Below are 23,202 nucleotides of genomic sequence, written 5' to 3'. Positions count from 1 at the left end.
CTCCTTCAGCCCAGCTTGCGTTCAGCCAGCCACTGACGTAATTGTTTTTTATCGACTTTGCCCACCGGCGTCAGCGGCAGCGCATCAACGCACTCCACGCGGTCCGGCAGTTTAAATTCTGCGACTCCTTGTTCACGCAGGAAACGGCGCACCGCCACCGCGCGCAGAGGCTCTTTCACTACCAGATACGCACAGCTTTTTTCACCGAGCAGGCTATCTTCCATGCTGACCAGCGCCGCGTGGATCGCCGCCGGATGGCGCAGCAGCAGGTTTTCGATCTCTTCCGCCGCGATCTTCTCGCCGCCGCGGTTGATCTGATCTTTTTCCCGCCCCTGCACGGTGATGTAGCCCTCTTCATCGATCGAAATCAGATCGCCCGAACAGTAGAAGCCCTCGGCATCAAAGGCTTCGGCATTATGCTGCGGGCTCTTGTAGTACCCGCGGAAGGTGTAAGGCCCGCGGGTCATCAGGCGTCCGACTTCGCCGCGCGGCAGCGGATTACCCTGCGCATCGGCCACCCAAACTTCGTCATCAGGACACATCGGGCAGCCCTGGGTATTGATAATGCGCTCGGGGCTGTCGTTGAGGCGGGTATAGTTCACCAGCCCCTCCGCCATGCCGAAGACCTGCTGGAGCTGACAGCCGATTTCCGCCGGAATGCGCGCGGCGAGGGTCGCTGACAGGCGCGCTCCGCCCACCTGCAACAGCCGCAGCGATTGCAGCTGAGCATTGCTGCCGGCGTGATGGATCTCCTGTAGCCACAGGCTGACCGCGGGGGGAACCAGCGAGGTCAGGTTGATCTGGTGCTTTTCGATCAGCGGGAAGCAGAGGGTCGCGCTCGGGTCGTGTGCTAACACCACCACACCGCCGGCATGGAACACGCCTAATGAACCCGGCGAGCTCATCGCGTAGTTGTGGGCGGCGGGAAGCGCGTTCAGGTAGCGCGTTTCGGCGCTCACGCCGCACAGCTCGTTGCTGCGGCGAATGCTGTAGTCGTAGTCGTTATGCGTACGTGGGATGAGCTTCGGCGTCCCGGTACTGCCGCCGGAAAGCTGGAAAAAAGCCACTTCGTCGGCAGGCGTCGGATGCGCAACGAAACTATCGTCAGCGCGCTCGATGGCCGCCGTCAGGCTCTGCTCGCCGTCGTCGTTCAGCAGCAGCGCCACGCGTACCGACGGATGCTGCGTAACAAAAGCGTTAAGAAAATCATCATCGGCAAACAGCGCATGTGCGCGGTCGGCAATCAGTAAGGCGGGTTCAATTTGCGCGGCGTAGGCGTTCAGCTCGCTACGCTGGTGGCTGAACAGCGCGTTGACCGGCGCCACGCCAATGCGTAGCAGCGCGAAAAAGGTAATATAGAATTCCGCGACGTTGCCCAGCTGCACCAGCGCCGTTTCGCCGCGCTTCAGGCCAAGACGCTGCAGCGAGGAAGCGAGGTTATCCACCAGGCGGTTGAATTCACGATAGCTGTAGCTTTTGTCGCCGTCGATAATCGCCGGGGCGTCGTTTTCCGCATGACGGGTAATCAGATGGGTTAACGGCAGATCCTGCCAGTAACCTTTTTGCCGATAGCGGGCCGCGAACGCTTCCGGCCAGCGGGTAAATTCGATCATCATCGTCCCTTATTGCAAGCCGAATACGTTCAGCATGGTGGTCAGTTTGACGCCGGTTTCGCGCCATTCGCCCAACGGCGAAGAGGCAGGAACGATACCTGCGCCGGCAAATAGCCGCAGGGTGCGCTGCTGCAGGCGCGCGCAGCGGATGGTCACTACCCACTCGCCGTTGCCTTCATCATCACACCAGCCGACAATGCCGCCGAATAGCTGGCGGTCGAACGGCTCCAGTTCGCCGATCAGGCGTTTCGCCGCCTGATGCGGGAAACCGCTCAGCGCCGGCGTCGGATGCAGCAGGCAGGCCAGCGACATGGCATTCTCGTTTGCCAGCGCGGTGCCCTGAATCTGCGTCGCCAGATGCCACAGGGTCGGCGTCGTGATCAGTTGGGGCGTGTCCGGCAGAGAGAGTTCGCTGCTGCGCGGCGCTAATACGGCCTTCATCGCCTGAGTCACCAGCTCATGTTCATGGCGGTCTTTTTCCGACGCCAGCAGCCTGTGCCCTGCTTCACGATCCAGCACATCGTCCGGCTGGCGGCGGGCGGAACCGGCCAGCGGAAGAGAACTGAAATGCGCGCCTTCTTTACGCAGCAGCAGCTCTGGGCTTGCGCCCAGCAGCACGCCGCCGTCTGACAGCGGCACATGGAAGTTAAAGCTGGCCGGGTTCTGGGCGATCAGGCGCTCGAGCAGCGCCCCGCTATCGACCCGTTCGCGGGTGGTGATATCAATCAGGCGCGACAGGACCACCTTGTCCACTTCCGGCGTCGCGGTGAGAGCCGCCGCGCGCGCCACCATCGCCATAAAGGTGTCTTGCTCAGGGATCTCCCGGCGCTGCACGACATCCATCGGATTTTGCCCCGACGCATAGCGCGCGGAGTGCTGCTTTTCAGTGCGGGATAATGCTGTCCAGCTCGCGGGGATAAACAGCTCGGAGGGCTCGCTGGTATCGAACGGAATGGCGCCGACCATCACAGGTCTGGCGATCCCGGCAGTTCGCGCCGCTTTAAAAGCAGCGGCCATTTTTTGCTGAAACTCTCCATTCGGATCATCGCCGTCGGCGGCGGGATGAGAGAATCGGCTAAAGCAGCCCGCGGTGGTGAAACTGCGGTACGGCGACATAAAGAAGAAGCTTTCCGGCGGCAGGGTCATTTTTTTCTCCCGAACTTCCTCAGCCAAAGACGTTTCCATATCATCCTCCAAAAACGATAAAGATATTACGAATAATTATCATTTATATTTTGGTTGGCTAACCTAAAAGGTATTGCGCGCTATGTCAACCGTACAGGTAGCATGTTGTGCGACTTATACCCGTCATACTTCAAGTTGCAGGTGTGTTGGCTGTGTTCGCTCACCCGAATCACTTACTACAGTAAGCTCATCGGGATTCGTTCACTTGCCGCCTTCCTGCAACTCGAATTATTAGGGCATAGACTTGCATCCACGCGGCGCAAAGCTGAAAATGAGAAGCATTTATCACTACTTAACCAGGATGCGAATACGTGAATTTCTCCACCTTTTGCCGCCGTACCCTCCTCGCCAGCGGCCTGGCGATTTTCGGAATTAGCTCAGCGCTGGCGGCAGACTGGCCGCGCCAGATAACCGACAGCCGGGGATCCCATACGCTGGAAAGCCAGCCGCTGCGCATTGTTTCCACCAGCGTGACGCTGACCGGCTCGCTGCTGGCGATTGACGCGCCGGTGGTGGCCAGCGGGGCCACGACGCCCAATAACCGCGTCGCCGACGGTCAGGGATTTTTACGCCAGTGGAGCGATGTGGCGAAAGCGCGCAAGCTGTCGCGCCTCTATATTGGCGAACCGAGCGCTGAGGCCGTCGCCGCGCAAATGCCGGATCTCATTCTGATTAGCGCCACCGGCGGCGATTCGGCGATGATGCTCTACGACCAGCTTTCCACCATCGCCCCGACGCTTATCATTAACTACGATGATAAAAGCTGGCAGGCCCTGCTGACCCAACTGGGGGAGATTACCGGCCACGAAAAACAGGCGGCGGAGAGAATCACGGAGTTTGATAAAAAGCTGGCGGCGCTGAAAGAGAAAATGAAGCTGCCGCCGCAGCCGGTCACCGCGCTGGTCTACACCGCCGCGGCCCATAGCGCCAATATCTGGACCAAAGAATCCGCTCAGGGACAGCTGCTCGAGCAGCTGGGCTTTACCCTCGCCGACCTGCCCGGCGGGCTGCATGCCAGCCAGAGCCAGGGAAAACGGCATGATATCGTGCAGCTGGGTGGGGAGAATCTGGCCGCCGGGCTTAACGGCCAGAGCCTGTTCCTGTTTGCCGGCGACCAAAAGGACGCCGACGCGATTAACGCCAACCCGCTGCTGGCGCATCTGCCCGCCGTTGAAGGCAAACGCGTTTATCCGCTGGGGACGGAAACCTTCCGCCTGGATTACTACAGCGCCGTACTGGTGCTGCAGCGCTTAGCGGCGCTCTTTGCGTAAGCCGATCTCCCGGGGCGGCGCGATGCGCCTTGCCCGGGCTACAGGACCGCAGACCGCTGGGGACGCGTAGCCCGGACAGATGCGCAGCATCGCCTCCGGGAAAACCCGGCTGAATTAATTTTCGCTCGCCGTCTCCGGGCGCTGAAAGCGGCGCAGCTCGCGTAGCAGCCCCACCAGCACTGCGCCTACAATCACCAGCGCCCAGCCGCTGGCGCTCGCCGAAGCGGCCGGCGTCAGGATCGCGCCCAGTCCACCGAGCAGCGCCGCGCCTATCGCATCGCCGGTCACGTTCTGCGCGGTCCACAGACCGTTGATGCGCCCAAGCATATTTTCCGGGGTCTGGGTCTGAATCAGCGTATATTGCAGCAGCGAGCTTATCGCGCTCAGCCAGCCAAACAGCGCCAGACACAGCGCGCCCAGCTCCCACACCGGCATCAGGCTGAACAGCGCAATCGCCACAAAGGAGCCAACGGTGGTCGCCAGCATCAGCACGCCGGGCCTCGCCGTCTGCGCCAGCTGTCCGCTGGTCAATGCACCGAGCGCCGCGCCCAGAGGGATCGCGGCGTACAGCAGGCCAATCTGCGATGTCGACATCTGCCAGCTCCCGGCCAGCGCCGGATAGAGCACGCGTACCGCGCTGGCCATGGTCAGCAGGCCGCCAAGCAGCGCAATGCCGCCGATAAGCGGGCTGTTAAACAGAAACTTCAGCCCCGCGTTCAGCGATTTCAGCGGGTGCTCGCGCGGCTGCGGCGGCGGCGCCAGCAGCGGTAAACGCAGCAGGGTCAACGTGGTGATAAAGGTTCCCGCCGCCGCCAGGCCATAGTTCCAGGCCACGCCGCCGGTTGCCAGCAGCAGGCCGCCGATCATCGGCGAAATCACCGAGCCCAGCCGCACCGTCAGCATAGTGATCGCCCCGGCCTGCAACAGGTTTTCCCGGCCCACCAGCGCCGGAGTCGCCGCCAGCAGCGCGGTCACGCCGATTGAGGCGAACAGGCCGTCCCAGATCCCCAACAGATAGATGGCGATGAGCGACGGCTCCGGCAGCATGGCGTTGAGACACAGGCCGACGAAGCCTATCCCGCAGGTGCCGCGCGCCAGCAAGATCAGACGTTTACGCTCATAGCGGTCGGCAAGCACGCCGCCGATCATCAGACCGACAAACATTGAAGCGCCGGTCAAGGTCACCGACAGCCCCACTTGCCAGGTGGAATGGGTCATCAGCTGGATTTGTACCGGGATCGCCACGCCCAGCAGGCCAAGCGACAGGATCGAGATAAAGCGGGCGATAAAGACGGCGCGAAAGGCCGGGTGGGTTTTCAGCAAACTGAGATTCAGCAGCCAGGATTGTCGGTTCATGACAGCGCCTTGTTATTATTTTCCATACCATTTTTATGGGTGCACATGCTAACATAACCGGATAGAATCGATAACGATAATTACTATCATTATCATGTCAGGGATGTAAGCCATGTCGTCTTCCACGACCGCGGCGCGCGCCTTTGCCGTGCCGGGTCTTTTAATCGTTTTAATCATCGCTGTTGCGCTCAGCCTGCTGGTCGGCGCCAAACCTCTGCCGTTTAGCGTCGTCATTGATGCCTTCACCGGCACCTGCCAGAGCGCCGATTGCACTATCGTCCTTGATGCCCGACTGCCGCGAACCCTCGCCGGGCTGCTGGCCGGCGCCGCGCTGGGTCTGGCCGGGGCGCTGATGCAAACGCTGACCCGCAACCCGCTGGCGGACCCGGGGATCCTCGGCGTCAACTCCGGCGCCAGCTTCGCTATCGTGCTGGGCGCGGCGCTGTTTGGTCTCTCCTCGCCGCAGGAGCAGCTGCTGATGGCGTTTTGCGGCGCGTTCGGCGCCTCGCTGCTGGTGGCCTTTACCGGCAGCCAGGGCGGCGGCCAGCTGAGCCCGGTTCGCCTGACCCTCGCGGGGGTCGCCCTGGCGGCGGTGCTGGAAGGACTTTCCAGCGGTATCGCCCTGCTTAACCCTGACGTCTACGACCAGCTGCGCTTCTGGCAGGCGGGCTCGCTGGACGTGCGCACCCTGCAAACCCTGAAAATCGTGCTGTTCCCGGTACTCATTGCCGGCCTGGTGACGCTGCTGCTGAGCCGGGCCTTAAACAGCCTGAGCCTCGGCAACGATACGGCCACCGCGCTCGGCAGCCGGGTCGCGCGAACTCAGCTTATTGGTCTGCTGGCGATTACCGTCCTGTGCGGCAGCGCCACGGCGGTGGTCGGGCCCATCGCCTTTATCGGCCTGATGATGCCGCATATGGCCCGCTGGCTGGTGGGCGCGGATCATCGCTGGTCGCTGCCGGTGACCCTGCTGGCTACCCCTGCCCTGCTGCTGTTTGCCGACGTGCTGGGGCGCCTGCTGGTGCCCGGCGAACTGCGGGTTTCGGTGGTCAGCGCCTTTATCGGCGCGCCGGTGCTGATCTGGCTGGTACGCCGCCAGCCGCGCGGAGGTGGCATGTGATTGCGCCTTCTCGTCGCCTGATTTTTAGCTGCCTGCTGCTGCTGGTCGCCAGCGCGCTGGTCTCCCTGTGGGGCCTGGGCACTGGCCTGGTGCCATTGAGCGTTGAGCAGGTTATCTCCGCGCTGCTCGGCGATGCGCCGCGCAACGTCGCCATGGTGGTGACCGAGTGGCGCCTGCCCCGCGTGCTGATGGCGCTGCTGATTGGCGCCGCCCTCGGCGTCAGCGGCGCGATTTTCCAGTCGCTGACCCGCAACCCGCTGGGGAGCCCGGACGTGATGGGGTTTAACACCGGGGCCTGGAGCGGCGTGCTGGTAGCGATGGTGATGTTTGGCCAGAACCTGGCGGCCATCGCCATGGCGGCAATGGCTGGCGGGATCCTTACCGCGCTGGCGGTCTGGCTGCTGGCGTGGCGCAACGGGATTGAAACCTTTCGCCTGATTATTATCGGCATCGGCGTGCGCGCTATGCTGGTGGCATTCAATACCTGGCTGCTGCTGCGCGCTTCGCTGGAAACCGCCCTCTCCGCCGGGCTGTGGTATGCCGGTTCGCTTAACGGTTTGACCTGGGGAAAAACCTGGCCCTCGGCGCCGCTGATTCTGCTGATGCTGGTCTGCGGGGCGCTGCTGGCGCGGCGCATGCGGCTGCTGGAGATGGGTGACGATACCGCCTGCGCCCTGGGCGTGCGGGTTGAACGCTCGCGGCTGCTGCTGATGCTGGTCGGGGTGGTGCTGACCGCCGCCGCTACCGCGCTCGCCGGGCCGATTTCGTTTATCGCCCTGGTGGCGCCGCATATTGCGCGCCGCCTCAGCGGCACCGCGCGCTGGGGGCTGGCCCAGGCGGCGCTGTGCGGCGCCCTGCTGCTGGCGCTGTCTGACTACTGCGCGCAGCGTCTGTTTATGCCCTATCAGTTACCGGTGGGCGTGGTGACCGTCAGCCTCGGCGGTATCTACCTTATCGGGTTGTTAATTCAGGAGTCCCGCAAAAAATGACCGCTGTAACCTCCCGTTTGCGCGGCGACCAGTTGACCCTGGCGTATGGCAAAAAAACCATCGCCGAATCGCTGAACGTCACCATTCCCGACGGCCACTTTACCGCCATTATTGGCCCCAACGGCTGCGGTAAATCGACGCTGCTGCGCACCCTGAGCCGCCTGATGACCCCGACATCCGGTCATGTGTATCTCGACGGCGAGCAGATCCAGCGTTACGCCAGTAAAGAGGTGGCGAAGCGGATCGGCCTGCTGGCGCAGAACGCCACTACGCCGGGAGATATTACGGTTCAGGAACTGGTGGCCCGCGGGCGCTATCCGCACCAGCCGCTGTTTACCCGCTGGCGCAAAGAGGATGAAGAGGCGGTCAGCAGGGCGATGAAGGCCACCGGCATTACCGACCTGGCGCTGCAAAGCGTCGATACGCTCTCCGGCGGCCAGCGCCAGCGGGCGTGGATCGCCATGGTGCTGGCCCAGGAGACGGCGATTATGCTGCTCGATGAGCCCACCACCTGGCTGGATATCAGCCATCAGATCGACCTGCTTGAGCTGCTAAGCGAGCTGAATCAGGAGAAGGGCTATACCCTGGCGGCGGTGCTGCACGATCTAAACCAGGCCTGCCGCTACGCTACCCATTTGATTGCCCTGCGCGAGGGTAAAATCGTCGCCGAAGGCGCGCCGAAGGAGATTGTCAACGCGGCGCTGATCGAGAAGATTTACGGCCTGCGCTGTACAATTATTGAAGATCCGGTGGCGCATACGCCGCTGGTGGTGCCGCTGGGTCGCAAGTAGATACTCCCGGTTCGCGCGACGTTTAGCCGGGCTACCCAGGCTGGCACAAACGGTAGCCCGGGTAAGGCGTTAGCCGCAACCCGGGGGTTCATCTGCCCCTAATCCAATATCTCCCTGAGCACCGGGCCGATCGCTTCAAAGGCCTGCGGAGAGATAATATCCACGTGGGCGCAATCCTGGCTGAACACCTCCAGCTCGCCGACCCACGGCCCCCACACCACCTGCGGGTCCATCCCCGGCTGACGGGTTTTCTCCGCCACGAACAACGTCGCCTTACCGTCAAACTTCGCGCTGTGCGCGGTGGTCAGCAGGCGCACCGCATCGGCATAGTTGCCTTCGATAACGCTGAACAGCTCGCCGGAAGCCTGTCCCTGCTGGGCGGCCAGAAACGCCTCGCGCTCGCGGGCAATCTCCGCCAGCACCTCAGGATCCAGGCCGTTCGCCTCTTTTTCCGCCCAGTTCTGCGTCTCCGGCGGCCAGGTATCGAGCAGCCCGAGGAAGGCCACCGCTTCGCCGCGCTGGCGTAACCGGGCGGCAATCCCCTGCGCCAGGGTGCCGCCGAGCGAATAGCCCAGCAGATAATAGGGGCCGTGGGGCTGCTGCGAAAGCAAGGTTTGCAGATGAAGCTCGCAGACCGCATCCAGATCCGCCGCCGTGGCCATCGGCCCGTGCGGTCGCGGCGACTGAATACCGACGATCGACCAGCGCGGGCTTAAATAACGCGCCAGCACGCTGAACTGCCAGGCAAAACCGGAAGCAGGATGGAAACAAAACAGCGTCGGGCCGTCGCTCTCGCGCAGCGGCAGGAGAGCGTCGAAGCCCAGCCGTTGCGCCTGTTCATCGCTGAGATCCGATGCCAGCAGTGCGCTCAGCTTGCCGACGGTAGACGCGACCATCACCTGCCCCGGCGTCACCTGGCGCTCCAGCTCGCGGCCGAGCGTCGCCGCCAGACGCATCGCCAGCAGCGAATGGCCGCCGAGGGCGAAGAAATCGGCGTCGATATCGTTCACCTCGCAGCCCAGCAGCTGGCTGAACGCTGCGGCAACGGTAGTTTCAACGCCCGGCTCCGGCGGACGACCGCGGCTTACGCGGCTCAGCGTCGGCAGCGGCAGCGCTTTACGATCCAGCTTGCCGTTAGCGCTCAGCGGCAGCGCCGGCAGCTGAATCAGCACCACCGGCACCATATGCGGCGGCAGCTGTTCGCCAAGCCGCGCTTTGAGCGCGACGGCGTCCAGCGGCAGGCCGGAGTCAGAAACCAGGTAGCCCACCAGCTGACGGGCATCGCCGCCGGTTGCCGCCGCCTGATTGAAGACGCAGGCGTGAGCCACCGCCTGCGCAACGTCCGGCAGCGCGGACATCGCGCGGTCAATCTCGCCCAGCTCAATCCGCTGGCCGCGAATTTTTAGCTGGTCGTCGCTGCGCCCGAGATACTCGACGGCGCCGTTATCCAGCCAGCGGGCAACGTCCCCGGTGCGGTACATGCGCTCGCCCGGCGCGTAAGGGTCGGCAATAAAGCGGCTGGCGGTTAAATCGGGACGCCCCAGATAGCCCTGCGCCAGCTGAATGCCGGTCAGGTAGAGATCCCCCGCCACGCCCGGCGGCACCGGGCGCATGGCGGCATCAAGAATGCGCAGCCCGGTATTCCACACCGGCCAGCCAATCGGCACGCTGGTGCCGCTTACCGCCGCCAGTTCGGGCCCACAGGCCGGATACCAGCTAACGTCCACCGCCGCTTCCGTCGGGCCATACAGGTTATGCAGCGGCGCGCCGGTCAGTTGCTCCCATTCCCGACACAGCGCCGTCGGCAGCGCTTCGCCGCTGCAAAATACCCGGCGCAGGGTTTGGCAGGCGCCGACGTTCTCCGCCTCCAGCGAGGCGACGAACGCCGCCAGCATCGACGGCACAAAGTGGGTGGTGGTGACGCCATAGCGGGCAAAGAACCGCTGCATCGCCAGCGGATCGCGATGGGCTTCCGGCTCGGCCATCACCAGCTGCGCGCCGGCGATAAATGGCCACCAGAACTCCCAGACCGACACATCAAAGCTGCACGGCGTTTTCTGCGCCACTACGTCGTCAGCGCAGAGCGGATAGCGGTCCTGCATCCACAGCAGGCGGTTGACGATGGCGGTTTGCCCGACCATCACCCCTTTCGGTCGCCCGGTAGAGCCGGAGGTAAAGATGATATAGGCAGTATGCTCCGGCCGTGAGAGCGCCAGCGGCGCGGCATCCGCCGCCGCCAGCGGCTGCTGGTAGCACAGGGTTTCCAGGCCGGGAATATCGTTAAAGCGCGCCCGCTGATCTTCAGAGGTAATCAGCAGCGACGGCCGGGCGTCTTCCAGCATCATCCGCAGACGATCGTCGGGATAGCCGGTATCCAGCGGCAGCCACGCGGCGCCGGCCTCAACAATACCGTGCAGCGCCAGCGTCAGGAATACCGAGCGCGGCAGCGCGACCGCGACGCTATCGCCCGGCTTGACGCCCCGCGCGCGAAGCTGTTCAGCCAGCGCCACCACCTGCTGGCGCATCTCGCGGTAGCTAAACTGCCAGCGGCCGTCCGCCAGCGCAGGGGCATTCGGGGTTTTCGCCGCCTGCTCCGCTACCAGCGCGCTCAGGGTGGTGAGCGGCAGGTCGACAGCGGTCGCGTTGACCTGCCGCAGCTGTTCCGTTTCCGCCGCCGACAGCATATTCGCCTCGCCGCAGCGCAGGGTCGGATTATCGGCAAACTGGGCCAGCAGCGCGGAGAGTCGGGAGATATGGTTACGCAGCGTCCGTTCCTCGTATCGCTGCTTATTCGCCAGCACCTCCAGCGACAGACCGCCAGCTTCATCCGGGAAGAGCGCCAGCTCCAGGTCATTGACCGGGCCGGTGGCCAGAGTGTGGGTAATGGCCTCCACGCCGTCGATATCCAGCTGATAGTCGAAGACTTTAATATTGAGCACCGGGCCAAACAGCGGTTCATCGCCCGCCGCTCTGCCGCTATCGCGCGCAATCTGTTCGGCATCATAGCGCTGATGGCGGCGCATTTTCTTCAGCTGCCCGGCAAGACGCGTGGCCAGCTCCGGCAGCGTTTCCCCGGCGTCAATAGTGACCGCCAGCGGCAGAACGTTGAGCACCGGGCCGGTAGCGGTGAGCGCCGCAGAGCCCATGCGGCGCATAAAAATAAAACCCGCGGCGTAGTCCGTTCGGCTGCACAGCCGTCCCAGCCACAGGGCGGTCAGCGCCAGCGCCAGATCGGCGCGCTGGCACTGCGGCGCGCCTGCCGCCAGCCGGCTAAAGACCCCGGCATCCACCTCCAGCTTCATGCGCCAGATATCGCTGCTGGTCGCCCTTCCCGCCAGCGGCGCGTCCGACAGCGAGGCCGGTGCCGGCAGCGCCTGACGCTGCGCCTGCCAGAACTGTTTGTCGCGCTGCCAGGCGTCACTGCCGTAGTAGCGCTGATACTCTTCCACCACCTCGGCAAACGGCGTAAACGGGGAATCAGGCGTCGCTTCGCCGCGCTGCCAGGCGCGGTAGATCGCGGCGATCTGGCGGGTAATCGCCGGGAAGCTGAAGCCATCGACCAGCAAATGGTGGTAACGCTGATACCAGTACCAGCGGTTATCGCCCACCCGCAGCAGCTGATGGCAGACCAGCGGATTGCCACCGTCCACCCGCAGGTTTTGTCCGAGGTCGGCCTGCATCAGCGCCAGCGCGGCCGCGTGCGGGTCGCTCGCGGCACGCAGATCCCGGTAATCCGGTTCGGCAAACGCGCGATGTTCATCGACCCACTGCCAGGCTTCGCCGTTATCTTCGCAAAAACGCATGCTGAGGGTGTCGGCCTGCGACAGCCCGGTGACAATAGCCCGGCCGAGCAGTATCGGATCGATATCACCGCGCAGCTCAACATAGTGGGCGACGCTCCAGGCGCCGGGCAGCGTCGAGAGGCGCTCCGCCATCCAGATCCCCGGCTGCGCCGCAACCAGCGGTAAACGTGTGGTCATCGTGGGCTCCTCAGGATGCATGGTGGGCGGGGGTCAGCGTTGACCAGTTTGCCGCCAGCCAGGCATTGCACGCCGCTAACGACTGCGGCGGGCACTCCACCGACCAGCCTTCCGGCAGCGCGCAGGAGTGTGGCCACAGGCTGAACTGCTGCTGGCCATTGCGCAGGATGTAAAACTGCCCTTGCGGATTGTCGAAGGGGTTACTGAATTGCATGTCTAATTCCTCGTAAAGCGCGCGTTGTTACTCATCACGGCATAAAGGCTGCCACAGCTGGATAAGCCCGGCTGTCAGCCCGCCGCGCCAGCACAGCGCATCATGCCCGCCGTCAACCTGACGCCAGAAAATCGTCTGCTGTTCCAGATGCGCCAGCAGCGCCTGGTTGGCGCGAAAAATGATCGGCTCGCGAATACCGGCTTCCAGCCAGATACGTAGCCCTTGCGGATGTAATTCGCCGCGGCTGAGCCGCTCAATCAGCAGACCCGTCTGCGCGCCGCCGCGATGCGGCCACCAGTAAGAGCCGGACTGGCTGAGCACGCAGCCAAAGCGCCGGGGCCAGTAGAGCGCGGCGAACATCGCGGCCAGGCCGCCAAAGCTCTGGCCTGCCACCACGGTTCGGTCGGCGCTATCGCTGAAAGGTGCTATCCGGTGAACCATCGGCAGCAGCTCTTCCTGAACCGCCAGCCAGAACGTTTCATTGCAGGGAAGCTCTTCGGCGCGATGCTGGTTATCGATAACGTCAATCAGCAGATAAACCGCCGGCGGGAGCCGTTTTTCGCGGGTTAAACCCGCCAGCGGCGCCCATACCGGCATGCTTTCGGCCCAGAACTGGCCATCCAGCAGGATCGCCAGCGGGCGCGCCTGCGGCTGCGCGTCGCCGGTGGCGTAAACCCATATCCGTCGGCGGTTGCCGAGGCGCTGGCTCTGCCATTCGATGCAGAGCGGAGGCGGATAAGATTCATCGCGCAGCGCCCAGCCGGGCTGTTCGGGGGCGTCCGGCAGCTCCAGCGCGGAGACCGCGTGGCCGCGCCCGCCCTTCCAGCTTTGCGGATTGAGCGGGTCGGCAATCGCCTGCGGCAGCAGCCTGCGCCAGCCTTCGCGCAGCAGCGCGCGGTCCGGACCGTCACCGTTAAAAAGCTGGGGGGAAAAGTCTTCGTCGCGGGCGGAAGGGATAAAGCAATAGCTGCCGCGCCAGGTCGGAGAAAGCGTGGTTTGCCAGCACCAGGCATCGGTACCGGGAATGCGCCGCAGGGTTTGCGGTACGGCGTTTTTATGATGGTCAGTCACGCCGGTGATATAAATCCATACCCGCTGGATGGCCGAAGACGTTTCGTTGCCCGCCGGATCACGCCACCAGAAGGTTACCCGATACGCGCCGTCAACGGCTTCGATTTGCGGGCCGGAGATATGCTGCCACCAGTCGTCACTTCCTGTCTTATGCATTCCTTTTCAACCCTATGTTTATCGTGACATTTATCAACAAACGTATTAATAAACGCAATATTTATTGATAATATTATTGATAACTATTTTCATTTGCAATAGCGTATTAGCGCGCTGTGGGAAGCGCGTCTTTCAAAATTAAACATGTCTGAGAGGGCTCATTTAGTCCGCGACGGAGCGCCCTTTGCCCTCGACTGGCAACATTGATACCGCCTCCCCTCCCGACGGGAAGGGGCCTTTGGGGAAGGTGGCGACAAAAAGCAGGAATTACAATGAATAACAGGATCAAATCCCTGGCCTTGCTGGTCAATCTGGGAATCTACGGGGCTGCGTTTCCGCTGAGCGCGGCGGAAACCGCCTCCGATAGCAAAACCGCAACCGCTGATGAAACCATGGTCGTCACCGCCGCCGAGCAGAACCTGCAGGCGCCCGGCGTTTCAACCATTACCGCAGATGAAATTCGTAAACGCCCGCCTGCGCGCGACGTGTCGGAAATTATCCGTACCATGCCCGGCGTTAACCTGACCGGCAACTCCACCAGCGGCCAGCGCGGCAACAATCGCCAGATTGATATTCGCGGCATGGGCCCGGAAAATACCCTGATCCTGATTGACGGCAAGCCCGTGACCAGCCGCAACTCCGTGCGTCTGGGCTGGCGCGGCGAGCGCGATACCCGCGGAGATACTTCATGGGTACCGCCGGAGCTGATCGAACGTATTGAAGTCATTCGCGGTCCGGCGGCCGCGCGCTACGGCAACGGCGCGGCGGGCGGCGTGGTCAATATCATCACCAGGAAAAGCGACGGCGAATGGCACGGTTCATGGAACACCTACATGAACGCCCCGGAGCATAAAGAAGAAGGCTCGACCAAACGCACCAACTTTAGCCTCAGCGGCCCGCTGGGCGGCGATTTCAGCTTCCGCCTGCTGGGCAACCTCGATAAAACGCAGGCCGATGCCTGGGATATCAACGACGGGCATCAGTCAGAGCGTACCGGTGCGTACGCTAATACCATGCCTGCCGGGCGTGAAGGGGTTAAAAATAAGAACATTAACGGCGTCGTGCGCTGGGATTTCGCCCCGATGCAGTCGCTGGAGTTTGAATCCGGCTACAGCCGTCAGGGCAACCTCTACGCGGGCGATACGCAGAACACCAATACCAACGATCTGGTGAAAGAGAACTACGGAAAAGAGACGAACCGCCTCTATCGCCAGACTTACTCCGTCACCTGGAACGGCGGCTGGGATAACGGCGTGACCACCAGCAACTGGGCCCAGTACGAACATACCCGCAACTCGCGTAAAGGCGAAGGGCTGGCGGGCGGTACGGAAGGTATCTTCAACAGCGATCAGTTCAGCGATATCGACCTCGCCGACGTGATGCTGCACAGCGAAGTTAACATCCCGCTGGATCTGGTGTTTAACCAGAACCTGACGCTGGGCACCGAGTGGAACCAGCAGCGGATGAAGGATCGGGCGTCAAATACCCAGACCTTTATGGGCGGCGATATCGACGGCTATGACAGCACCGGCCGTAGCCCATACTCGAAGGCCGAGATCTTCTCCCTGTTTGCCGAAGACAACGTGGAGCTGACCGACACCACCATGCTGACGCCGGCGCTGCGTTTCGATCATCACACGATCGTCGGCAACAACTGGAGCCCGTCGCTCAACCTCTCTCAGGGTCTGGGGGATGACTTCACGTTAAAAATGGGCATCGCCCGCGCCTATAAAGCGCCGAGCCTGTACCAAACCAACCCGAACTATATTCTCTATAGCAAAGGCCAGGGCTGCTACGCCAGCGGTACCGGTACCGGTTGCTACATGATGGGTAACGATGACCTGAAGGCCGAAACCAGCATCAACAAAGAGATTGGCCTTGAGTTTAAACGCGACGGCTGGCTGGCGGGGGTGACCTGGTTCCGCAACGACTACCGCGATAAAATCGAAGCGGGCTACGCGCCGATTTCACAGACGACGAACGGTAAAGTGAAAACTGATATCTATCAGTGGGAAAACGTGCCGAAAGCGGTGGTTGAAGGTCTGGAAGGCACCCTGAACGTGCCGGTCAGCGAAACGGTGAACTGGACCAACAACATCACTTATATGCTGCAAAGTAAAAACAAGGAAACCGGCGATCGTCTGTCAATTATTCCGGAATATACCCTGAACTCCACCCTGAGCTGGCAGATTCAGCAGGATATTTCGGTGCAGTCGACCTTCACCTGGTACGGCAAGCAGCAGCCGAAGAAATATAACTACAAAGGTGAGCCGGCGGTGGGTTCTGAAACGGATGAAGTCAGCCCATACAGCATCGTTGGCCTGAGCGCCACCTGGGATGTGACTAAAAACGTCAGCCTGACCGGCGGCGTGGATAACGTCTTCGACAAGCGCCACTGGCGCGCGGGGAATGCGCAAACCACCGGTAGCCTGACCGATGTTTCTTATATGGCTGGCGCGGGCGCCAACACCTATAACGAATCTGGCAGAACCTGGTATATGAGCGTCAATACCCACTTCTGATTGTCTACCGTTCCCCCCGCCCTCTTGCCATAGAGGGCGGCGGGGAGAATCTGTTAACATCCCCCTATGCAAACCCAACGCGCTACCATTCAGCTTGCCGGTCACTCGCTGCAGCGGGTCGATTTCGACCCGGCGACCTTTCAGCCTGAAGATCTCCTCTGGCTGCCGCACTATGCCCGGCTAAGCGACTGCGCCCGCAAGCGGCAGACCGAGCACCTCGCGGGGCGTATCGCTGCGGTTTACGCGCTGCGGGAAGTTGGTGAAAAAGAGGTGCCTGCCGTTGGCGATCGGCGCCAGCCCCTGTGGCCCGCGCCGTGGTACGGCAGCATCAGCCACTGCGAACGCTGCGCGCTGGCGGTTGTCTCCGCCGGGCCGGTCGGCGTTGACATTGAGCGCATCCTGTCTCCCACCCTGGCGACCGAGCTGGAAAGCAGCATCGTCAATAACGCGGAAAAAAGCCTGCTGGACGCCAGCGGCCTGCCGTCGGCGCTGGCGCTGACGCTGGCGTTTTCGGCAAAAGAGAGCGCGTTTAAGGCCAGTCCTCCCGAAATACAGAACGGCGTGGGTTTTCGCGATTTTGAGGTGACGTATATAAAGGAAGGAAACCTGCGGCTTCGGCTCTCCGCCGTGGCGTATCGTCTGCAGTGGATTAAGGCCGGTGACTACGTCATCACGCTCTGCGCATCGTAAAAAACAAAACCCGCGCGGCAGACCGCGCGGGTTATCGGTTTACGGCGGCGTAAAATCAGCGCATTTTCTGCGCCAGCCCGGCGACGGAAGCGGCATCGAAGCCGTGGTGTTTGCGCAGCCAGCCGCGGTCTGCCGCCGCCGCATACTCGCCATCCGGGATCCCCAGACGTTTGAGCGGGATTCCCGCGCCGGCTTCGGCCAGCACTTCCGCCACCAGGCTCCCCAAGCCGCCGTTGACGTTATGCTCCTCCACCGTTATCACCGCCTTGCACGGTTTCAGCGCCGCCAGCAGCGCGGCGGTATCGCAAGGGCGAATGGACGGCACGCTCACCACTTTAGCCTGAATCCCCGCGTCGGCCAGCCTCTGCGCGGCATCGACGATTTCATGCACCGTCGAGCCGGTGGCCACCAGCGCGATATCCTCGCCTTCCCGCAGGGTGATGACCGCCCCCGGCACAAAGCGATAGCTTTCATCGTGCAGCTCCGGCAGCGCCTTGCCGTCGAGGCGAATATAGACCGGCCCCTGATAGCCGATGGCGTAATCGATAATCTGCCGACATTCGCGCGGCGAAGACGGAGCGAAAATCTGGATATTACCGAAGCCGCGCATCACCGCCAGATCGTCAATCGCATGATGGGTGCTGGCCAGCGGGCCGTAGCTGGCGCCGGCGTTAAGGCCAAATAGCTTAACGTTGGTGTTGTTATAGCAAACGTCGACTTTAATCTGCTCATTGGCGCGGGAAATCAGGAACGGCGCGGCGTTACAGGTGACCGCCACTTTGCCCCCCAGCGCCAGACCCGCCGCCGTCCCGACCATGCTCTGCTCGGCGATGCCCACGTTCACCAGACGACCGGGGAACTGCTTAATAAACGGCGCGATTTTAGCCGTTGAGGTGGAGTCAGCGACGACCGGCACCAGATCGACGCCACGGTCAACCGCATCAATAAAGGCCTGAACCATCACGCTCGCCAGGTGTTCTGCATTACTCATCTTTCAGTTCCTCCAGTGCCAGTGCAATTTCTTCGCCTTTCGGTACCCGGTGGTGCCACTCCGGGCGCCCCTGGATAAAGGAAATACCGGCACCTTTCGTGGTGTTGGCGATAACGACGTTCGGTTTACCTTCCTGCTTCAGCCCTTCCAGGGTCGCCACTACCGACGCCATGTCGTTGCCCTGGCATTCGGTGACCGTCATCCCGAAGGCCTTCCATTTATCAGCCAGCGGATCGGTATTCATGATTTCGCGCGTCGGACCCGCCAGCTGGAGATTGTTCTTGTCATTAATAATGATGAGATTATCAAGGCCGTAGTGCGCCGCGGCCAGCGCCGCTTCCCAGTTGCTGCCTTCCGCCAGCTCGCCATCGCCGGTAATTAAAAAAATGCGGCGGGAGCTGTTGCTTTTTTTCGCAGCCAGCGCCAGCCCCACCGCAACAGGCAAACCGTGGCCCAGCGCGCCGGTATTGAGCTCAATCCCCGGCGTTTTCTGGCGCACCGGGTGACCCGGAAGATGGGAGTTCGCATGCTGATAGGTTTCCAGCCACTCAACCGGAAAGAAGCCCGCCTCGGCCAGCACGCAGTAGTAGCAGCCCACCGCATGGCCTTTCGACTGGATGTAGATATCGCGCTGGTCGTCAGCAAGACGCTCCGGCGCGACGTTCAGAATGCGGAAATAGAGCGCGGTGAGCAGTTCAACCTGCGACAGGTCGGCGCCGGTGTGCCCGCCCGCAGGGCTGTTGGCGTTCAATCTGACGATATGGCGACGTACGGCGCGGGCTTTACGCTCAAGGGCCTGGACATCATAGCTATAGGGATTCATTTAATACCTCTGAATTTATTTTCAACTTGGAATATTTATTCCGTCAGGGACTAAAAAAACCAGACATCCCCAGGCAACGCATCGTAAGGCTTACGCCGCTGCATCATACTCAGGAACATTCTGCCTCCTTACCACCGGGCGTGACGTCACCCGGGCACTTTTCAGTTGACCTGAAATCGCTATGAATATATATTCACTAACGACTCTTTATTCAATTATGCGGCTACTGTTCTGTTTTTGTCCATAGCTGATTTTGAGGATTGGCGAAAGTTAGATATCCATCACACTTAACTGTCTTTTCTTTTCGCGTATGATAATGAGCTCTAACATAATGGCTGCACGTAAATGATTTTCGGGGAAATATATGGCTAAGCAGGATGAACAACGGCTATTAGTTAAGATTGCCACGCTCTACTATCTTGAAGGACGAAAGCAGTCAGATATCGCTCAACTTCTCTCGCTTTCTCAGTCATTTATCTCCCGAGCGATCGCCCGCTGCCAGAAAGAGGGCGTGGTCAAAATCAGCGTTGTTCAGCCATCGAATATTTTCCTCAATCTTGAAAAAGGCCTCGAGGATCGCTACGGAATTAAACAGGCCATCGTCGTGGATACCGAAGAGGACGCCAGCGATCACACCATCAAGCGCGCCATCGGATCCGCCGCGGCCCACTATCTGGAAACGCGATTGCGGCCGAAAGATCTGATTGGCGTCTCGTCGTGGAGTTCAACTATCCGCGCAATGGTTGATGAGGTTCACGCGCAAAACCTGAAGGCCAACGGCGTGATTCAACTGCTCGGCGGCGTGGGTCCTAACGGTAACGTGCAGGCGACCATCCTGACCCAGACCCTGGCGCAGCGTCTGAACTGTGAAGCCTGGCTGCTCCCTTCCCAAAGCATTGAAGGTTCTACGGAGGAGAAAAATCGCCTCGTGGCCAGCAAAGATGTCGCTGATGTGATTGCGCGCTTCGACGAAGTCGATATCGCCATCGTCGGGATTGGCATTCTTGAACCTTCGCAGCTGCTGAAAACATCCGGTAACTACTATCACGAAGATATGCTGCAGGTGCTGGCGGAACGCGGCGCCGTGGGCGACATTTGCCTGCACTACTACGATAAAAACGGCAAGGCGGTGTTACGCGATGATGAAGATCCTGTGATCGGCATGGCGCTGGAGAAGGTGAAGAAGTGCCCTAACGTGGTGGCCCTTGCCGGCGGCAGCGAGAAGGTGGCGGCTATCAAAGGCGCACTTTCGGGCGGTTATATCGATGTTCTGATCACCGATTATCCAACGGCCAGGCTGCTTATCGCCGGGTAATTTCCTCACTCAAACACTTTCCCACAGCCTTTACGCTTTCCTTCAGGCGTAAAGGCTTCGCCAATAAATTTTTATATTTCAATCATATATAACCAGCCGACCGCGCGCTTCCCCCCCGACATCCGCAAGCTTCACTAAACGGATAAGTGTGATTGCCAGCACAATTGATAACTTTTCCTGTAGCCCGACGGGAAGTTTCTGGCTAAGGCAACAAATAAATAATCACTATCGAATATATATTCAGTGATTAAAAAAGTGAAAACGAATTGTCACATCATGGCCTGCTAAGAAGCAATGCGATAAAGAGGAATGCCAACTTCCCCCTCCGCGCCAGGACGAAGTGTGACTCAGGAGACTACCTAATGCAGGCAACACGTAAAGAGTTCATCATTGCGCTGGACGAAGGCACCACCAATGCCAAAGCCGTCGTACTCGATAGCCGCGGCAAGGTCGTGGTGAAATTCTCTCAGCCGCTGGCGATCCAGACGCCGCGTGAAGGCTGGGTCGAGCAGTCGGGAGAAGTCCTGGTTGACGCTTCGCTGGCGGTTATCGCGAAAGCGGTAGCGCACGTTGGCGCAGAAAACGTCGCGGCATTAGCCATCAGTAACCAGCGCGAGACCGCGATCGGCTGGTATCGCCAGAGCGGGAAGCCAATCAACGCCGCGATCACCTGGCAGTGCAGCCGCAGCGCCGCGTTTTGCGATGAACTGCGCCACAGCGATAAAGAGCAGCAAATCAAGGCCGTGACCGGCCTGCCGATTGCGCCTCTGTTTTCGGCCTCGAAAATGCGCTGGCTGCTGGAATCCCTTCCTGAGGGGCGCGCACTGGCTGAGCGCGGAGAAATCTGCCTCGGTACTATCGACAGCTGGCTGCTGTGGAACTTAACCCAGGGCGATGCGTTCTACTGCGATTACTCTAATGCCGCACGTACCCAGTTGCTGAACCTGCAAACCGGCCAGTGGGATGACGACATGCTGGCGCTGTTCCAGATCCCGCGCGCCGCGCTGCCGGAGATCAAGCCCTCCAGCGGATTGTTTGGCTATACCCGGGGGTTGAACGCTATCCCTGACGGTATTCCGGTGATGGCGATGGTTGGTGATTCCCACGCTGCGCTGTTTGGCCACGCGCTGGGTGAACTCGGCTGCGTGAAAGCCACCTACGGTACGGGGTCATCGGTGATGGCGCCGGTAAAATCCGCACAGTGCGATATCGACGCGCTGGCCACCACCATCGCCTGGCACGACGGCGACAGCATCACCTACGGACTCGAAGGTAATATTCCGCATACCGGCGATGCCGTGGCGTGGATGGCGGACAGCACCGGCCTGAGCGAACTTTCCGATGCCGAACTGGCGCATGAACTCAACACCCTGCCCGCCTCCGTGGACTCCACGCTGGGCGTCTATTTTGTACCGGCGTTAACCGGCCTGGGCGCCCCATGGTGGGATGACAGCGCCCGCGGCGTGATTTGCGGCCTGAGCCGCGGCGTCAAGCGCGCCCATCTGATTCGCGCCGCGCTGGAATCCATTACCTATCAAATCGCCGATGTCGTGGTAGCGATGCGCCAGCAGGACGACTTCCACTTAACGGCGCTGATGGTCGACGGCGGCCCAACCAGGAACGACTGGCTAATGCAGTATCAGGCTGACCTGCTCGGCTGTCCGGTGATGCGCAGCGACGTTGCCGAGCTGTCGGCGATTGGCGCGGCCCTGCTCGCGCGCAAAGCCCTGAATCCCGGATCGGTGACCGACCTGAACGCGTTTTTAACCGAACACAGCGAATTTATACCCGATATGGCCCGCCACCAGCGCCTGCAGAAAAGATGGCAGGAGTGGCGCCATGCGGTGAACAGAACATTATGGAAACCGGCAACGTCCGCCTGACGCCCACCAGGGAATCGAACGCGTGACGCACCTTAGAGCCTATCCCAGTAGGCGTTATTGGCGCAGGCAGTTTGAACACGGACAGCGCGGAAGAACCGGAGCGTACACGTAGTACGTGAGGATTCTGAGCACTGCCCTGGTTCAAAATGGCCAGTAAAATAGCCCTAATGGATAGGCTCTTAATCATCAACAAAAGGAGACCCCCGGCCCATAAACTTGATTTACAGGCCTTACGTTGTTTCACCGTACCCGACAATAACAACCAAGAGAGAAAATTGTCATGAAATTACGTTTAACGCTTTTAACCGCTGCTACCCTGACCGCCTTTTCTTTCGCTGCCCAGGCGGCAGAAAAAGGCACCATCATGATCATGGTTAACTCGCTGGATAACCCCTATTACGCCTCTGAAGCCAAGGGCGCCAGCGAAAAAGCCAAAGAGCTGGGCTACCAGACCACCATTTTGTCGCATGGCGAAGATGTCAAAAAACAGAATGAGCTGATCGATACCGCCATCGGTAAAAAAGTTCAGGGCATTATTCTGGATAACGCCGACTCCACCGCCAGCGTCGCCGCCATTGAAAAAGCGAAGAAAGCGGGTATTCCGGTGGTTTTAATTAACCGCGAAATTCCTGTCGATGATATCGCGCTGGAGCAAATTACCCATAATAACTTCCAGGCCGGTTCTGAAGTCGCCAACGTATTTGTCGAGAAAATGGCGGAGAAAGGCAAATATGCCGAACTGACCTGTAACCTTGCGGATAATAACTGCGTGACCCGCTCTAAATCTTTCCACCAGGTGATTGACCAGTACCCGGATATGGTCAGCGTCGCTAAGCAGGACGCGAAAGGCACCTTAATCGACGGCAAGCGCATTATGGACAGTATTCTGCAGGCGCACCCCGACGTGAAAGGCGTGATTTGCGGCAACGGTCCCGTCGCCCTCGGCGCCATTGCCGCGCTGAAAGCGGCGAATCGTAACGATGTGGTGGTGGTCGGTATCGATGGCAGCAACGATGAGCGCGACGCGGTAAAAGCCGGCACCCTGCAGGCCACCGTGATGCTTCAGGCGCAGGCCATCGCCGCTCAGGGGGTGACCGACCTCGATAACTACCTGCAAAAAGGTGAAAAACCGGCCAAGCAGCGCGTGATGTTCCGCGGCATTCTGATTACTCAGGACAATGCAGACAAAGTGCAGGACTTCAATATCAAATCCTGATTTCGGGTTGTTGCGC

At 60.8% G+C, this 23,202-nt stretch carries 17 protein-coding genes; 9 read left to right on the top strand and 8 right to left on the bottom strand.

All coding sequences use genetic code 11. The features are described from left to right. Positions 1–5: 5 nt before the first annotated feature. Positions 6–1,613 carry a (2,3-dihydroxybenzoyl)adenylate synthase EntE gene (gene entE / locus HMPREF1144_RS14420; protein ID WP_009653184.1) on the bottom strand — a complete coding sequence of 536 codons (1,608 nt, stop codon included), beginning with the start codon at positions 1,611–1,613 and terminating at the stop codon, positions 6–8. Positions 1,614–1,622: 9 nt separating this feature from the next. Continuing rightward, positions 1,623–2,798 carry an isochorismate synthase EntC gene (entC, locus tag HMPREF1144_RS14415; protein ID WP_009653180.1) on the bottom strand — a complete coding sequence of 392 codons (1,176 nt, stop codon included), beginning with the start codon at positions 2,796–2,798 and terminating at the stop codon, positions 1,623–1,625. Between the two features lie 311 nt (positions 2,799–3,109). Between entC and fepB the strand changes: the two genes are divergently transcribed. Continuing rightward, positions 3,110–4,069: a Fe2+-enterobactin ABC transporter substrate-binding protein gene (gene fepB, locus HMPREF1144_RS14410; protein ID WP_009653192.1), complete on the top strand. Its 960-nt coding sequence runs from the start codon at positions 3,110–3,112 to the stop codon at positions 4,067–4,069. Between the two features lie 114 nt (positions 4,070–4,183). Here the strand turns inward: fepB and entS are convergent, their stop codons facing one another. Further along, the gene (entS, locus tag HMPREF1144_RS14405) at positions 4,184–5,425 is read right to left on the bottom strand and encodes an enterobactin transporter EntS (RefSeq protein ID WP_009653199.1); all 1,242 of its coding nucleotides are present in this window, start codon (positions 5,423–5,425) and stop codon (positions 4,184–4,186) included. A 112-nt stretch (positions 5,426–5,537) separates the two neighbouring features. Here entS and fepD point away from each other — a divergent pair, with 112 nt between their 5' ends. The 3 genes from fepD to fepC are packed head-to-tail and all read left to right on the top strand — an operon-like array spanning position 5,538 to position 8,325. Beyond that, on the top strand, positions 5,538–6,545 hold the full coding sequence (gene fepD / locus HMPREF1144_RS14400; RefSeq protein ID WP_004848669.1) for a Fe(3+)-siderophore ABC transporter permease: 1,008 nt from the start codon (positions 5,538–5,540) through the stop codon (positions 6,543–6,545). Then, positions 6,542–7,534 carry an iron-enterobactin ABC transporter permease gene (gene fepG, locus HMPREF1144_RS14395; protein ID WP_009653197.1) on the top strand — a complete coding sequence of 331 codons (993 nt, stop codon included), beginning with the start codon at positions 6,542–6,544 and terminating at the stop codon, positions 7,532–7,534. The genes fepD and fepG overlap by 4 nt, the downstream gene beginning before the upstream one ends. Then, complete coding sequence (fepC, locus tag HMPREF1144_RS14390) at positions 7,531–8,325, top strand: iron-enterobactin ABC transporter ATP-binding protein (protein ID WP_004848665.1); 795 nt, start codon at positions 7,531–7,533, stop codon at positions 8,323–8,325. The genes fepG and fepC overlap by 4 nt, the downstream gene beginning before the upstream one ends. Positions 8,326–8,423: 98 nt before the next feature. Here fepC and entF read toward each other — a convergent pair whose 3' ends face one another. The 3 genes from entF to fes are packed head-to-tail and all read right to left on the bottom strand — an operon-like array spanning position 8,424 to position 13,746. Further along, on the bottom strand, positions 8,424–12,305 hold the full coding sequence (gene entF, locus HMPREF1144_RS14385) for an enterobactin non-ribosomal peptide synthetase EntF (protein ID WP_009653200.1): 3,882 nt from the start codon (positions 12,303–12,305) through the stop codon (positions 8,424–8,426). A gap of 10 nt (positions 12,306–12,315) precedes the next feature. Beyond that, complete coding sequence (locus HMPREF1144_RS14380) at positions 12,316–12,519, bottom strand: MbtH family protein (RefSeq protein ID WP_004848660.1); 204 nt, start codon at positions 12,517–12,519, stop codon at positions 12,316–12,318. A gap of 27 nt (positions 12,520–12,546) precedes the next feature. Beyond that, positions 12,547–13,746: an enterochelin esterase gene (fes, locus tag HMPREF1144_RS14375; RefSeq protein ID WP_009653169.1), complete on the bottom strand. Its 1,200-nt coding sequence runs from the start codon at positions 13,744–13,746 to the stop codon at positions 12,547–12,549. A 272-nt stretch (positions 13,747–14,018) separates the two neighbouring features. Here fes and HMPREF1144_RS14370 point away from each other — a divergent pair, with 272 nt between their 5' ends. Together HMPREF1144_RS14370 and entD are read left to right on the top strand one after the other, a co-directional pair. After that, entirely contained in the window at positions 14,019–16,268 is a 2,250-nt protein-coding gene (locus HMPREF1144_RS14370) for a TonB-dependent siderophore receptor (protein ID WP_009653195.1), read from the top strand. A gap of 66 nt (positions 16,269–16,334) precedes the next feature. After that, complete coding sequence (entD, locus tag HMPREF1144_RS14365) at positions 16,335–16,958, top strand: enterobactin synthase subunit EntD (protein WP_009653162.1); 624 nt, start codon at positions 16,335–16,337, stop codon at positions 16,956–16,958. 55 nt (positions 16,959–17,013) lie between these two features. Here the strand turns inward: entD and HMPREF1144_RS14360 are convergent, their stop codons facing one another. Together HMPREF1144_RS14360 and HMPREF1144_RS14355 are read right to left on the bottom strand one after the other, a co-directional pair. After that, positions 17,014–17,949 carry a transketolase family protein gene (locus HMPREF1144_RS14360; RefSeq protein WP_004848653.1) on the bottom strand — a complete coding sequence of 312 codons (936 nt, stop codon included), beginning with the start codon at positions 17,947–17,949 and terminating at the stop codon, positions 17,014–17,016. After that, on the bottom strand, positions 17,942–18,772 hold the full coding sequence (locus tag HMPREF1144_RS14355; protein WP_004848651.1) for a transketolase: 831 nt from the start codon (positions 18,770–18,772) through the stop codon (positions 17,942–17,944). Before HMPREF1144_RS14355 ends, HMPREF1144_RS14360 begins: the two co-directional genes overlap by 8 nt. Before the next feature lie 364 nt (positions 18,773–19,136). Here HMPREF1144_RS14355 and HMPREF1144_RS14350 point away from each other — a divergent pair, with 364 nt between their 5' ends. The 3 genes from HMPREF1144_RS14350 (at position 19,137) to HMPREF1144_RS14340 (ending at position 23,186) form a co-directional block, all read left to right on the top strand. Further along, on the top strand, positions 19,137–20,087 hold the full coding sequence (locus tag HMPREF1144_RS14350) for a sugar-binding transcriptional regulator (RefSeq protein WP_004848649.1): 951 nt from the start codon (positions 19,137–19,139) through the stop codon (positions 20,085–20,087). A gap of 362 nt (positions 20,088–20,449) precedes the next feature. After that, positions 20,450–21,970: an FGGY family carbohydrate kinase gene (locus HMPREF1144_RS14345; RefSeq protein ID WP_004848646.1), complete on the top strand. Its 1,521-nt coding sequence runs from the start codon at positions 20,450–20,452 to the stop codon at positions 21,968–21,970. Between the two features lie 280 nt (positions 21,971–22,250). Then, positions 22,251–23,186: a D-ribose ABC transporter substrate-binding protein gene (locus HMPREF1144_RS14340; protein WP_004130307.1), complete on the top strand. Its 936-nt coding sequence runs from the start codon at positions 22,251–22,253 to the stop codon at positions 23,184–23,186. Positions 23,187–23,202: the final 16 nt, after the last annotated feature.

It is taken from the genome of Klebsiella sp. OBRC7, assembly GCF_000293135.1.
Lineage (GTDB): Bacteria > Pseudomonadota > Gammaproteobacteria > Enterobacterales > Enterobacteriaceae > Klebsiella > Klebsiella michiganensis.
This window is presented reverse-complemented; position numbering and strand designations above follow the sequence as displayed.